Annotated in this window: 13 protein-coding genes; 11 read left to right on the top strand and 2 right to left on the bottom strand. The window is 61.6% G+C overall.

Annotation, left to right across the window (positions count from 1 at the left end):
• Positions 1-17 precede the first annotated feature (17 nt).
• Complete coding sequence (locus tag JGU71_RS00455; protein ID WP_199700954.1) at positions 18-488, bottom strand: nitroreductase family deazaflavin-dependent oxidoreductase; 471 nt, start codon at positions 486-488, stop codon at positions 18-20.
• A 181-nt stretch (positions 489-669) separates the two neighbouring features.
• Between JGU71_RS00455 and JGU71_RS00450 the strand changes: the two genes are divergently transcribed.
• The 9 genes from JGU71_RS00450 (at position 670) to JGU71_RS00410 (ending at position 11,309) form a co-directional block, all read left to right on the top strand.
• Positions 670-1,293 carry a DJ-1/PfpI family protein gene (locus JGU71_RS00450; RefSeq protein ID WP_199700953.1) on the top strand — a complete coding sequence of 208 codons (624 nt, stop codon included), beginning with the start codon at positions 670-672 and terminating at the stop codon, positions 1,291-1,293.
• Positions 1,290-1,763 (top strand): MarR family winged helix-turn-helix transcriptional regulator, encoded by a 474-nt coding sequence (locus JGU71_RS00445; RefSeq protein WP_199700947.1) that lies wholly within the window; start codon positions 1,290-1,292, stop codon positions 1,761-1,763. The genes JGU71_RS00450 and JGU71_RS00445 overlap by 4 nt, the downstream gene beginning before the upstream one ends.
• A gap of 51 nt (positions 1,764-1,814) precedes the next feature.
• Positions 1,815-2,987 (top strand): ROK family transcriptional regulator, encoded by a 1,173-nt coding sequence (locus JGU71_RS00440; RefSeq protein WP_199700945.1) that lies wholly within the window; start codon positions 1,815-1,817, stop codon positions 2,985-2,987.
• A 220-nt stretch (positions 2,988-3,207) separates the two neighbouring features.
• Positions 3,208-4,677 carry a sugar porter family MFS transporter gene (locus JGU71_RS00435; protein ID WP_199700943.1) on the top strand — a complete coding sequence of 490 codons (1,470 nt, stop codon included), beginning with the start codon at positions 3,208-3,210 and terminating at the stop codon, positions 4,675-4,677.
• A 26-nt stretch (positions 4,678-4,703) separates the two neighbouring features.
• Complete coding sequence (locus JGU71_RS00430) at positions 4,704-5,705, top strand: carbohydrate kinase family protein (protein WP_199700942.1); 1,002 nt, start codon at positions 4,704-4,706, stop codon at positions 5,703-5,705.
• A 35-nt stretch (positions 5,706-5,740) separates the two neighbouring features.
• On the top strand, positions 5,741-8,110 hold the full coding sequence (locus JGU71_RS00425) for a glycoside hydrolase family 65 protein (RefSeq protein WP_199700941.1): 2,370 nt from the start codon (positions 5,741-5,743) through the stop codon (positions 8,108-8,110).
• Positions 8,107-8,832, top strand: a complete 726-nt coding sequence (locus JGU71_RS00420) for an HAD family hydrolase (protein ID WP_199700940.1) — start codon at positions 8,107-8,109, stop codon at positions 8,830-8,832. The genes JGU71_RS00425 and JGU71_RS00420 overlap by 4 nt, the downstream gene beginning before the upstream one ends.
• A 104-nt stretch (positions 8,833-8,936) precedes the next feature.
• The gene (locus JGU71_RS00415; protein WP_233528550.1) at positions 8,937-10,250 is read left to right on the top strand and encodes a DoxX family protein; all 1,314 of its coding nucleotides are present in this window, start codon (positions 8,937-8,939) and stop codon (positions 10,248-10,250) included.
• 18 nt (positions 10,251-10,268) lie between these two features.
• Entirely contained in the window at positions 10,269-11,309 is a 1,041-nt protein-coding gene (locus JGU71_RS00410; RefSeq protein WP_199700937.1) for a TIGR03617 family F420-dependent LLM class oxidoreductase, read from the top strand.
• Here JGU71_RS00410 and JGU71_RS00405 read toward each other — a convergent pair.
• A complete protein-coding gene (locus JGU71_RS00405; protein WP_233528549.1) occupies positions 11,269-11,979 on the bottom strand; it encodes a DUF998 domain-containing protein in 711 nt (236 codons plus the stop codon). The genes JGU71_RS00410 and JGU71_RS00405 overlap by 41 nt on opposite strands.
• An 84-nt stretch (positions 11,980-12,063) precedes the next feature.
• Here JGU71_RS00405 and JGU71_RS00400 point away from each other — a divergent pair, with 84 nt between their 5' ends.
• Both JGU71_RS00400 and JGU71_RS00395 read left to right on the top strand, forming a co-directional pair.
• On the top strand, positions 12,064-12,765 hold the full coding sequence (locus JGU71_RS00400; RefSeq protein WP_199700936.1) for an Abi-alpha family protein: 702 nt from the start codon (positions 12,064-12,066) through the stop codon (positions 12,763-12,765).
• A gap of 11 nt (positions 12,766-12,776) precedes the next feature.
• The gene (locus tag JGU71_RS00395; protein ID WP_199700935.1) at positions 12,777-14,195 is read left to right on the top strand and encodes a DUF445 domain-containing protein; all 1,419 of its coding nucleotides are present in this window, start codon (positions 12,777-12,779) and stop codon (positions 14,193-14,195) included.
• The last annotated feature ends 68 nt before the right edge of the window (positions 14,196-14,263 follow it).

The following is a 14,263-nucleotide window of genomic DNA, read 5'->3' as shown; positions in this document are numbered from 1 at the left end:
TCACGAGGCATAGCGCCTTACCTGCAAATCACGACTGGAATTTCCCGGTCGGTCCAGGCTTGGTAGTTGTCGAAGTCTGGGTACATCGCGACGAGCCGTGGCCACAGCCGCGCCCGCTCTTCCGCGTTCGCCACGGTCGCCGTCCTGTGCGTCACCTGCGATCGAACTTGGACGGTGACAGCCGGGTTGCTCTTGATGTTCCAGTACCACGCCGGATTCTTCGGGAGCCCACCCTGCGACGCGACCACGACGATCGAGTCGCCGTCTTCCATGAATATCAGTGGGCTGACTCGCTCGATCCCGGTTTTGCGTCCGGTGGTTGTCAGCAGGCACACCGGCAGGCCTCGCGGGAAAGCGCTACCGACCCGCCACTTCCCGCCGAGCCGGGCGCCGGTCGCGCGGTACAGCCGCACGTTGACTGCCGACATCGCCTTGATGAACTTGACGGTGAACGCAGAGTCGAGACCTTTCGGCCGTGCTGTCGGCATGTATTTCGACCTCTCACTGAAACCTGTGGTGGAGCACAGTAAACCCATACCAGTCGTGAGTCCTTTCGGAGGGCCGGGCCTCCGAAAGGACTCACGAGGCGCGAAGCGCCCATATTGACAGCACACTGTCATCATGACAGTCTTATGTCATGAGCAACCAGAGCAACGAAAGTCTTATGTCATGAGCAACCAGAGCAACGAAACAGTCCACCTCGCCATCTACAACACACTTGCCGACTGGGAGACCGGGCACGCCATCGCGCACATCAATCAAGCTGCGTGGCAACGCGAACCCGGCCGCTATTCGGTCACAACAGTCGGGCTCGACCTCGAACCGATCACGACGATCGGCGGCGTTCGTATGATTCCCGACATGACCATCTCCGATCTGAACCCAGCCGACAGTGCGATGCTGATCCTGCCTGGAGCGAGCACATGGGAGGACGGGTCACTGGCGGTGTTCGCGGCAAAGGCACAGGAATTTCTCGCAAACGACAAGCCGGTCGCGGCGATCTGCGGTGCAACCTACGGGCTTGCAGCCGCTGGCATACTCGACGATCGTCTTCACACGAGCAACGTCGACTTTTACTTGGCTGCAAGCGGTTACGACGGCGCACACAACTATCGCGACGAATCCGTAGTCACCGACCGCAATCTCATCACTGCCGGTGCCACCAACCAGATCGAGTTCGCTCGCGACATCCTCGGTCGCCTCGACGTCTACACGCCCGAGGTCCTCGACGCCTGGTACCGCCTCTACGCCCACTCGGACGCGAGCGCTTTCGCGGTGTTGGCAGCAGCGTGAGCGAGCGCAGCCACGCCGAGCTGTTCGCGGGCAGTGCGCTGACGACATTTCGGTTGAACGGCCAATTCCTCTCGGTGGCAGAGGAATTGGCCCGCCCAGCGGGATTGACGGCAGCGTGGTGGCAGGTACTCGGGGCGATCATCGACGAGCCGCTGACGGTTGCGGGCATTGCACGGGACATGGGAATCACTCGGCAGAGCGTGCAGCGCATTGCAGACCTGATGGCAGACAAAGGTTTTGCGGAGTATCTGCCGAACCCCGCGCACCGACGAGCGAAGCTACTGCGATTGACCGACCACGGTCAGGCGGCCCTGCACCGCATCACCCCTGATCATTCCGCGTTTGCCGACCGGCTTGCCGCAGAGTTGGGAACCGACGGACTGCGTGACGCGCTCGACGCTCTGACCAGGTTGTCCACCGCGCTGGACGCACTCGGCTCGACAGTGACGGAAGTTTCCCAGCACAGGTGACATGCTTGCAGGACAGACACGACCAGAGATCCCACCGAGAAAGGTGCCGCAGTGGAAGAGGTCGACGAATCTTTCGGGCCCGGTTCCCAGGCGGCGCTCCGCGATGCCAACCAGCAACGAGTCGCGCGCGTACTGCAGTCCTCCGGTGAATTGACGCAGGCCGAGATTGCCCGCAGCACCGGGCTTGCACCCGCGACGGTATCGAACATCATTCGCGATATGACCAACGACGGTGTGGTCGTCGTGTCCGAACTTCGCGGTCGTCGCCGAGTCGTCAGCCTGGCGCCCTCGGTCGGGCTTGTCGTCGGAATCGACTTCGGACACCGACATGTGACCGTCGCTGTGTCGGACATGGCACACGAGATTCGCGCCGAACATCGCGCCGAACTCGGTGTCGAGACCTCGGCCGCCGGCGGAATCGCCAGAGCCGCAAGCCTTCTGCAGACCGCCCTGAACGACCTCGACGCCGACATGTCTGCCGTCGTTGGCATCGGAATGGGGTTGCCTGCACCGATCGACGGACATTCGGGTGAAGTCGGCGCGCCGTCGATCCTGCCCGGCTGGGTCGGTATGGATGCCGCAGCGATGATGTCCGAACGGTTCGGCATGCGCGTGGCAGTCGACAACGACGCGAACCTCGGTGTGCTCGCCGAGCACATGTGGGGCGCCGGAATCGGCGTCGACAACATGGCCTATCTCAAACTGTCCGACGGTGTCGGTGCGGGTCTTGTACTCAACGGCAAGCTGTTTCGCGGCCGAGACGGCACCGCGGGGGAAATCGGCCACACGACGATGGACGAATTCGGCGCGGTATGCCGCTGCGGCAACCGCGGCTGCCTGGAGACGATCGTCGCCTCCGGCGCGGTTCTCGAATTGCTCGAACCCCGCCGCGGACGCGGACTCACCATTCCCGACGTCGTGCAGATGGCCCGCGACGGCGACAAAGCCTGCGAACGGATTCTCACCGATACAGGTCGACATGTCGGCGTCGCCGTTGCGAACCTGTGCAACATCTTCAACCCCGAACTCATCCTTGTCGGAGGCGAACTTGCCATCGCCGGCGAACTTCTGATGGCACCGATGCGAGAAGTAGTGCGACGCTGCGGAATTCCCAGCGCGACGGCGAATCTGCAGATCCTGCCCGCCGCTCTCGGCGCCCGTGCACCAGTCCTCGGTGCCGTCGCGCTCGCACTGCAGTCCGCGCACATACCCCTCAACAGCTGAGCCGATGTTCATTAAATGAACATGAAAGACAACTTCTAGCAATTTTTCGTTCACCTCTTGCACATCCCGCAATCCTCGGATTGAATGTGTTGCAGATCACAACGCGGTCACTTTCACGATCCGCGAACAAGCACACATCACAGTCGCGCTGCGCCGACCCGCGCCCGCGCGGCATCTGAGCCTGCGCCGGGGCCGCCCGGACATGTGGAAGGGAACCAGCATGAGCGAGCATGGATCGTTCACCAACGAGCCGTCGTTGTTCGACGACGGCGAGGAGACGCAGTCGGGCAGAAGCGTTGTCAGGATCGCCGCCGTCGCCGCCCTCGGCGGTCTGCTCTTCGGCTACGACAGCGCCGTCATCAACGGCGCAGTATCGGCGATCGAGGACAAGTTCGAGGTCGGTTCGACGACCCTTGGCTTCGCGGTCGCCTCGGTCCTGCTCGGTGCAGCGACCGGAGCGATGACGGCAGGCAAGTTCGCCGACAAGTTCGGCAGGCTCTACATGATGAAGGTCGCGGCAATCCTGTTCTTCGTCAGCGCATTCGGCGCCGGACTTGCCGTCAATCTGGAAATGTTCGTCTTCTTTCGAATCGTCGGCGGCTTCGGTGTCGGCGTCGCGTCGGTGATCGCACCGGCCTACATCGCAGAGATCTCACCTGCCCGAATACGCGGCAGGCTCGGCTCCCTACAGCAACTCGCGATCGTCTCCGGCATCTTCATATCGCTGCTGGTCGACTACCTCCTTGCACACATTGCCGGTGGCTCACGAGAAACACTGTGGCTCGGCCTCGAAGCATGGCGCTGGATGTTCATCGCAATGGCCGTGCCGTCGATCGCGTACGGGCTTCTTGCGCTGACGATTCCGGAATCGCCGCGCTACCTCGTCGCCAGCCACCGGATCCCTGAGGCACGCAAGGTCCTCGCACTGCTCCTCGGCGAGAAGAACCTCGAGATCACGATCGATCGGATCAAACGCACACTCTCGCAGGAGAAGCCACCGTCATGGCGTGATCTTCGCACTCCCGCAGGCGGTTTGGTGCCGATCGTCTGGGTCGGACTCGCGCTCTCGGTGTTCCAGCAGGCAGTCGGCATCAATGTGATCTTCTACTACTCCAACGTGCTCTGGGAGGCAGTCGGATTCGACGAGAGCAGCTCGTTCATCATCACCGTGATCACGTCGGTCGTGAACATTGCAACGACCCTCATTGCGATCGCCCTCGTCGACAAAGTAGGCAGAAAGCCTTTGCTACTCGTCGGCTCCACCGGAATGGCCGTGACGCTCGCCACGATGGCCGTGATCTTCGGAACCACGCCGATCGGAGAGGACGGTGTACCGCACCTCTCTGGTGTGACCGGTCCGATCGCACTGATTGCGGCGAACCTCTTCGTCGTCGCATTCGGAATGTCCTGGGGCCCCGTCGTATGGGTGCTGCTCGGCGAGATGTTCCCCAACCGTATTCGTGCAGCTGCACTTTCGTTCGCGGCAGGCGGTCAGTGGGTCGCCAACTGGATCATCACCGTCACCTTCCCGTCGCTGAAGGATCTGTCGCTCGGACTCGCCTACGGCATGTACGCCACCTTCGCGATCCTCTCGTTGCTCTTCGTCATGAAGTGGGTCCGCGAAACCAAGGGCGTCACCCTCGAAGACATGCAGGGCGAACTTCCTGGTCAGACCAAATCCGTCTCCTAGCACCAGCGTCGAATCAAGGAGTTCCAATGTCCGACAATCGCACCGTCGCCGTGCTCGGGCCCATCCCCCGCGACCGCATCATCACCCACCGTGGTGAGACCTTCGAGAAGTACGGCTGCGTGATCTACACCGTCGCAGCACTATCCGCCCTGATGGGACCCGACGACCGCATCTGCCCGGTCGTGCACGTTCGCAAAGAGGACGCCGGCCCCATCACAGAACTGCTTTCGGCCTTTCCCAACGTAGACACCTCCGGTATCAGATCCCGCCACGATCACGGCGACGTCGTCGAACTCAACTATGTCGACCAGAACGTCCGAATCGAGCGACAGGTCGGATTTATGGACCCGATCCTGCCCGAGGACGTCGAATTCGTTTTGGACGCAGACGCATTCGTCTGCGTGCCCATCACGGACTACGAGGTCGGTCAGTCGACATTGGCCTACATCAAGGCGCACAGCGACGGACTGGTCTTGCTCGACGGGCACGGACCGACGAACGCGCTCACCAGCGAGGGTCAGCGCTTTCACCGAATGTGGGTCGACCGCGACGCGTGGCTGCCGAACGTCGACATCCTCAAGATGAACCTGGAAGAAGCGGCCTGCAGCTGGTTCCCACCCACTGCCGGACCCGACGGACCGACCTTCGGCGCCACTCCGTCCCGCGCCGACCTGACCGAGTTCGCGTCGCATTGTCTCGGCAAAGGAGTCCAGGCCGTTGCGGTGACCCTCGACGAAGAAGGCTGCGTCGTCTACTTCCTCGACGCGAACGGCGGTCTGCGTGAAGAAGTAGTCGGACGAGTCCCGGTCGAGCACGTCGTCGACACGACCGGCTGCGGCGACTCCTTTGCTGCGGGAATGGCATTCGGCTACCTCGAACACCGCGACTTCGTTGCCGCCTGCAGATACGGAAACGCCATGGGCGCGCAGCGCTGTGCCGGCTCCGACCTCGCGATCTACCGATCACTGATCGATACCCGCCACCAGATGCAGTCCGCCTACGGCGAATTCGCCGTCGGTGCCGTCTGATCCGAAAATTTGCTGACACAGAGAGTGACAAAGCAATGCTGCGTAGCACACTCAGCACCGACGAATGGCTACTGACCGAGTCGGGTTTCGACGTTGCCAAGGCGAATTACTTCGAGACTGTCTTCACGGTTGGCAACGGTCTGCTCGGCACCCGCGGATCGTTGGAGGAGGGGCATCTCGGCGAACTCTCCGGAACCTATCTCAACGGTGTCTTCGACAGCCACGACTCCCCCGTCATCGACCTCGTCAATGCTCCCGATTGGCTGTCGGTTGCCGTCCGCGTCGACGGTGTCCGCCTCGACGTGCAGTCCTGCACGGTCGTGAGTCATCACCGCGCACTGGACATGCGGCACGGAATCCTCTGGCGAGAAACCGTATTCGAAGACGATGAGGGTCGTCGGACGCGGTTGGAAACCCTTCGTTTCGCCAGCATGGCCGACCGTAGGCTCGTTGGTTTACGGGTGCAGATCACGCCGGAGAATCACACGTCGGAGGTCACTGTCGACAGCGCTATCGACGGGCGCAGGCGAAATCTCGAACGCCTACCTGTGTATCCGGAAGGCACGACGTTCGAACCCGAGATCAGGTGGGAGAAATGGGCTCGCACCAAACATCTCGTCGAGGTCGGCGCAGCGTCCGAGCTCGATGCGATCTACCTCCAAATGCGTACCGTCGACAGCGGAATCCACATCGGCTACGCCGCGACGACGCAGGCGTCGAAGACGGCGATCAGACAATCCACCGACCGCAGCTTCGAGCGCATCTCACGGACCGGAACCTACGAGGTCGGACTCGGTGAGACGCTCCGAATCGACAAGCTCGTCACCGTTGCCACCTCTCGGGACATCGATGCCGATTCGACACCGTTGCGGGACAGCTGCTTCGACGCTCTCTGGGCACGGCGGGCGGAAGGCTTCGACGCCTGTCGCGAGGCCAGTTCACGGGTCTGGGAGCGCCGCTGGACCGACAGCGATTGCGAGATCATCGGCGACGCGGACGCAACACAGGCCATGCGATTCAACATCTATCACCTGCTGATCGCGGCGAACGGTGACGACAACACGGTGAGTATCGGCGCCAAATCGCTGTCGGGCGAGGGCTATCGAGGCCACGTGTTCTGGGACACCGAGATCTTGATGATGCCGTTCTTCACCTACACACAACCGGAAACCGCGCGCGCGTTGTTGCACTACCGGCACCACACACTCGACGGAGCTCGGGAACTGTCGCGCAGCAACGGAACCCGAGGCGCGCGGTACGCCTGGGAGTCTGCCGACACCGGGCGCGAGGAATGTCCCCAGTGGACCCAGGACGGCGCCAACCGATTCTGGACGAGGGAAGAGGAACTACACGTTTCCGCCGACGTCGCCTACGCGATCACGACCTACGTTGCGGCAACGAACGATACGGCGTTGCTACTCGACTTCGGGGCCGAGATCGTCTTCGAGACCGCCAGGTTCTGGGCGGATCGGGTCGAGCCCGCCGGCGAGCGTTACGTACTGAAGACGGTCATCGGCCCGGACGAGTTCCACTCTCACGTCGACAACAATGCTTTCACCAATCGGATGGTCGAATGGCATCTGGGGCAGGCGAACACGATCTGGAGCTGGCTGAAGACCGAGCATCCTGATCGATTCGCCGAGATCACCGACGCGATCGCACTCACGCCCACCGAAGTGTCCCGGTGGCACGACATCTCGGAGTGGATCGTCGAACCCGTTGTCTCACCGGAGGGAATAATCGAGCAGTTCGACGGCTACTTCGAGCGCGACGAGATTCCGATTGCCGAATGGGACCGCAACGACATGCCCCGGTACCCCGCCGGCTACAACCACTTCAATTGCGAGACGACAAAACTACTCAAGCAACCCGATGTCGTCATGTTGATGTATTTGCTGCCCGACGAATTCGACGCAGAAGCCAAGCGGTCGAATTTCGAGTACTACGAATCCCGCACACTGCACAAGTCGTCACTGAGCCCTGCCATCCACGCGATCATGGGGATCGAGGTCGGCGACTTCACCCGAGCGCTGAAGTACTTCACACGATCCGCGTTCGTCGATCTGCACGACAATCAGGGCAACACACACGAAGGTATGCACGCCGCATCCACCGGCGGCACCTGGCAGACGCTGGTCTGCGGATTCGGTGGCTTCCGAGTGCTCAACGGGCACATGTCGTTCACTCCATGGCTTCCGGAGCAATGGGAGGAAATCCGGTTTCGACTGCAGTGGCGTGGCTCGACGGTGCGGGTTGCTGTTCGCCACAACGAGATCGAGCTCGGTCTCGACGCCGCGAGCGGTACAACAGAACCGATCATGGTGTGCGGTCGGGAATACACGCTCTCGTCGCAACGGGATTCGGTCATCGCCTATTCTCGTGCCGAGGTCGGAATAGCGATATGAAGGTGTCGGACTCCGTCGCGGTCCTGTTCGACCTGGACGGAGTACTGACCGACACGGCCGCCGTACACGAGCGCGCGTGGGCGCGCGTGTTCACCGACTTCCTCGCCGATCGACCAGCTGAACTGGAGACCGCGCCGTACACCGACGCCGACTACTTCACCTACATCGACGGCAAACCGAGGCTGGAAGGTGTTCGCGCGGTGCTCGATTCGCGCTCCATCGTGCTACCTGACGGCAACGCGAACGATTCGGTCGACTCGCCAACGGTGTGCGGACTTGGCAATCGCAAGAATGCACTGTTCCTCCAACTGCTGGAAACCGAAGGTGTGCAGGCATTTCCAGGTTCCACCGCGTTGGTCGACCGTTTGACCGAACGTGGTCTGCCGATCGCCGTTGTTTCCAGTTCGCGCAACGCTAACGCCGTGCTTGTCGCTGCCGATCTGGCGTCGAAGTTCAGCACCGTCGTCGACGGCGAACTCGCTGCAACAATCGGACTCGCCGGCAAACCTGCGCCGGATACGTTTCTGCACGCCGCCGCCGAACTCGGCGCCGAGCCACATCGCACGATCGTCATCGAGGATGCGTCCTCCGGTGTCCGCGCCGCCCACGCCGGTGGCTTCTGGGTCGTCGGCGTAGATCGCGGATCGGGACATAGCGCGCTCCTCGACGACGGTGCCGACATCGTGATCACCGATCTGGCGGAACTTCTGGAGCAGTGCTGAGCCGTACCGCTGCTGCTCGTGCTGGCACGTACGTCGAAAGAGATACAGACAAATAGGGGTCATCCCGGAGGCGAATCACTGCACCGCTCCGATACCTTCGGCCCATGACGAATGGCGCCCGAACGACGACCGAGTGGAAACCCCTGAGCCGCATAGCTTTCCGGTTCGTCGTCGCCTATTTCGGAATGTTCTGCCTGCTGTTCGCGCAGGTCACCTTCGTGTTCACCGGACTCGCGGGAAAGTGGCTGCCCGACGGTGCGATCATGTGGCAGATGCGGACCGTCACCCCGCTCACCGACTGGCTCGGCGGCAAGGTGTTCGGCGTCGACGCTGTGCTGCACGAGGATTCGGGTAGCGGCGACCAAGCATCGATCTGGTTGCTGATCTTCGGTCAACTGATCGCCGCTGTCGTCATTACCGTCGTCTGGTCGGTACTCGACAGGCGTCGCCGACAATACGTCACCTTCGGCAGTTGGTTTCTCGCCGCAATGCGCCTGTGCCTCGGTGGCCAGATGCTCTGGTACGGAATATTCAAACTCGTCCCCACCCAGATGCCGTCGCCAGCACTGACGGCATTGCTGACCGACTACGGCGACTTCACCCCGATGATGGTGCTGTGGAATCAGGTCGGCTCGTCGCATCACTACGAGATGGCTCTCGGGGCGGCGGAAGTGGTCGGTGGACTGCTTCTCTTCCTCCCCCGAACCGCCACCGGCGGCGCACTGTTGAGCATGATCTGCATGGCTCAGGTGTTCCTCCTGAACATGACCTTCGATGTGCCCGTGAAGATTCTGTCTTTCCACCTGCTGTTGCTGTCGCTCGTCGTGCTGGCACCGCAGGCGCGACGCCTCGCGAACGTGCTTGTTCTGGAGAAGGATTCCGAACCGGCAACCCAGCCTGCCCTGTTCGCTAGCGCGCGCAGCAACCGAATCTCGGCCACGTTGCAGGTGGCCCTTGGCATCTGGATTCTGCTCGGTGCTGTCCAGATCGCCTGGCAGGGCTGGCGCGAATGGGGCGACGGTGCGCCGAAGCCAGAGTTGTACGGAATCTGGAACGTCACGGAATTCACCATGGACGGGCAACCGGTACCGCCGTTGACGACCGACCCGATCCGTTGGCAACGCCTCGTCGTCGACACCAACGACACGTCGTACCAACTGATGGACGACACGTTCGTTCCCACCGTGGCCACCGTCGATACCACTGCCGACACGATCACGCTCACCGAACCTGCCTCGACTCCGGACGCAGAACCGACCGAGATCGCAACCTTCACCTTCGTCCGGCCGACACCCGAGGAGATGACGTTGACCGGGAAACTGAACGGCCGCGCCGTCACGGTCGTCCTGCAAGAATTCGACATCGACTCGTTCCCGCAACGCAGTCGCGGTTTCAACTGGGTACAGGAATACGCTTAGCCTCGGTCGAGGTCCAGAATGGAGGCCCGCGTGAAGTTCGATACGACGTCGACCGGTGGACTCCATACGATTGCGCAGGACGCCATCGCGGCCGAGCGAGCCGGTTACTCCGGTCTCTGGACCTTCGAGGGCGCACACGATCCGTTCCTACCTCTGCTGCTCGCGGCCGAACACACCGACAACATCGAGATCGGCACCTCGATAGCTGTTGCCTTCGCACGTAATCCACTGCTGCTGGCGACAATCGGTTGGGATCTGCAAGCGTTTTCGCGAGGTCGGTTCGTGCTCGGCCTCGGCACGCAGATTCGTGCACACGTGACTCGCCGCTATTCGATGCCGTGGAGCCAACCTGCGGAACGGATGCGCGACATGGTGTCAGCCGTTCGAGCGATCTGGGCATCGTGGACGGACGGGAGCCGCCTCGATCACAACGGCCCGTTTTATCAGCACACGCTGATGCCACCGCTGTTCATGCCGAATCCGACCGAGGTCGACGGCTTCGGTCCGCCGCCGATCTATCTGTCGGCGGTCGGACCGCGAATGACGCGGGTTGCAGGCGAAGTTGCCGACGGCTTGATGTCGCATCCGTTCTGCAGTCCGCAGTTTCTGCGTGAGGCTACCGTTCCGGAGTTGGCTGCCGGCGCCGATGCTGCGGGAAAGTCGCTGAGCGACATCGTCGTTCACCATTCGGTGATGCTGGCGATCGGCGAGAACGAAGAGCGAATCGCCGCAGCACGCTCCGCGATCCGCAAACAGATGGCGTTCTACGGTTCGACGCAGGCGTATTGGCCGATTCTCGCGCTGCACGACCGCCGGGAGTTGGGGCCACGGCTACGAGCTATGTCCAAGCAGGGCGAGTGGGACCGGATGACGGACCTGATCGACGACGAGTTTCTCGACGCTGTCGCCGTGACCGTCCGTAGTCCGTCGGAGGCAGCTGACGAATTGCGACGTCGCTTCGACGGCATCGTCGATCGTCTGGGATTCAATACCCCCTACGCTGCGGATCCGACACTGCTCACCGGACTCTTGCGCGCATTGGGCGGAACCGGCGACTGATCATCGTCGCCAGCACCGCAACCCCGGTCACTGCCATAAACGCTGGCAGCGGGTACAACACCAACCGCTCACTGATACCGATCCGCACCGCCGAACCCAGAAACAGCACGGCTCCGACGACGCCGCTCAGAGCACACGTCGCAGACCACACGGCAATAACTCGCCGTTGCTGCCACAGCCACACCGCAAGCAAGATCAGCACGATATGCCGGGAAACGAACCCGGGTACGACGGCAAGCATGTGTAGAACGAAGTTGTCGTTCGAGGGCATAAGTCCGGTCGCGGCTGTACTCAGCCCGACGAGAACAGCGAGCGACAGGATCCACTTGCGGCGGTAGCCGTTCGTGAGAGTTTCTCGAAACAGCACAGCGCCAACGATTGTGAGCAGACCCAGCGCGACGAACGTTGCATTCATCACCAGGTGCCGCGGGGAACAGAGATCGACAGTGCATGCGGTGACCCCGAGGTCGCTGATCGTGTCGTACTGGAAGCTGTACGGCGTGCTCCAGGCCAAGGCGGTCACGATCTCGGCTGCGATATAGACGAACGCCAGACTCCACGCGACTGCCGCCGCGGCATGTCGGACACTGCGGGATTGCAGCACGAGGTCGACGCGGACCATGCCCGCGAGGACGTCTTGAGCAATACGAATGCGACGCGGGTCTGACATAGGCCTCGCTCCGTCGCGTTATGTGTCCTACTTCACTACCAACGACGCTACGCTCCGAAATGCGTTACTCACGATCGGAGCTTCATGAGCGAGCCGAGTGGTCAACAAGGATCCACGGACGTGCGCGTCCTGCTGTCGAAACTGCTCGACGCGGTCAGCATCGGTCCGCGAGATGCGGTCAAAGCCGCCGTCGCACTGACAAGGGATCTCGAGACAGCTGACGACCTTCGAAAACGAGGGAACAAGCTGATCCGCGATTCGCACAATCCCGAATCGCAGCCCCGTCGTTTGCATCCCGCGTTCTCCAGAATCATGGACGATCTGACTCCCGACGAGGCACGCATTCTGCGATTTCTCGCTGTTGCGGGTCCGCAGCCGGTCGTCGACGTACGAACGAAGACGTTGTTTCAGCTCGGCTCGGAGCAACTCGCGGAAGGCGTGAGCATGATAGCGGAAATGGCTAGCTGCCGATGGCCGGACCGCGACTACCACTACTTCGCGAACCTCCATCGACTCGGTTTGCTGCGCTTCTCGAAGGAGCCGGTCGCCGACGTTCGGAGGTACGCGTTCATCGAAGTGCAACCTCGGGCTCTCGACGCCATGGCACGAGCGAAGAAGTCGATCACCATCTACCGCAGTATCTGCCTTTCGGTATTCGGCGCGCAGTTCTGCGAGACGTGTTTCGACACAACCGGATACCACGCCGGTGGGTGGGACTCCGACGAGCGAGGCGACAAGATCATCGGCCCTGGTCCCCCGGATCCGTCCACGAAGCACCACCACTGACCGGGAACGTCATGGAAACTCTTGCGGCCGGAATGTTCATCGACTGGGAGCAATTGACAGGCCAGTCGAAGTTCGTCGTCGACATGGTCAGCGTCCCGATCTTCAGCGCGCTTGCCGGCCTCATAACCAACTGGACAGGCGTGATCATGCTTTTCGCGCCTGTCCGTTTCACAGGCTTCTACGTACCCGGTCTGAAATCCATCTTTCCGTTCCTCCCCCGCAAACTGCAGATACTGCCGACCTTCGCGCCGAACGGAGTACTCGGCTTCCAAGGATTCATTCCGTGTCGAGCCGAGAAGATGGCCAGTCTGATCGTCGACAAGTCGATCGCACGTATCGGCAGTATCGGGGATTTCTACGACCAGCTTGGCCCGGACAGCCTGGCCGATCGGCTTGCACGATCGGCTCGACCAGAGATCCGACGGCTGACCGAGGAGGTCATCGAGAAGGAGCATCCGAATCTGTGGCGGTCATTGCCCGATGCCGTCAAGGAGACGGTCCTGCAAACCGTCGACGACGAACTTCCGGACATCTCCAGACGCGCGTTCGAGAAGATCGGCGACAATATCGACGAACTGCTCAATGTGAAGCTGATGACGGTCAACTACCTGCGCAAGAAGCCGGAAGTGTTGCGCGACATCATCAAAGGTATGGCGGTTCCCGAGCTGAGATTTATGGTGAAGATCGGAGCACTCGGCTTTCCGATGGGCATCTTGTTGGCTCTGTGGCTGTCGTTCGTGCATTACAGCAGCGACCACGTCATCGACCATGCCGGACCCGGCGCTGTCACCATCGATCTACCCGGTCCCGTCAGCGACATCGTGCATTTCGTGCCGGCGTGGCTTTGGGTTGTGGGAGGCGCGGCGCTGATCGGAATCTTCGTCAACATCATCGCCATCAAGGTCGTCTTCGAACCCGGCGAGCCTCAGCCGAGGTACAAGTATCTCTGGAAACAGGGGCTCTTCGCGAAGCGCCAGCATCAAGCGGCAGCCGAACTGTCGCACATGTTGTCCGCCGAAGTGTTGACCGTCGCCAACTTCGCAAACGAACTTCTCAACGGCGCAGGTGGTGACAAGACGGTCGAATTCATCGAGGAAGCGGTCTCGGAGGAGGCGAGGCGGATTCTCGGTCCGCTGATGACGATCGCCGAAAACTCGTTCGGTGTCGTCGATGTCGAAGCGCTCGAACGCGACGCGGGTTCGGCTGCTGTTGCGTTCGCACCGACCCTCTTCTACGACCCGGAATTCAATCGTGAGCAAGCCGAGAAGATCGACGCCTTCGCTACCGAGAAGTTCCGCGAACTACCACCCGAGGAGTTCGGCGAGATGTTGTATTCCGCCATCGAGCAGGACGCGTGGCTACTCTACGCACACGGAGGCTTGCTCGGGTTGGTCGTCGGTGCGCTGCATATCTTGATCTTCGGGGCCTGAGACCCATACGGAACGTCGGCACACGAAAGAGCCGGACTTCCTTCGAAGTCCGGCTCGACCGTTGTGCA

Source organism: Antrihabitans stalagmiti (assembly GCF_016482825.1).
GTDB lineage: Bacteria > Actinomycetota > Actinomycetes > Mycobacteriales > Mycobacteriaceae > Antrihabitans > Antrihabitans stalagmiti.
Note: the sequence above shows the minus strand (reverse complement) of the source record. Positions and strands in the feature narration are given on the sequence as shown.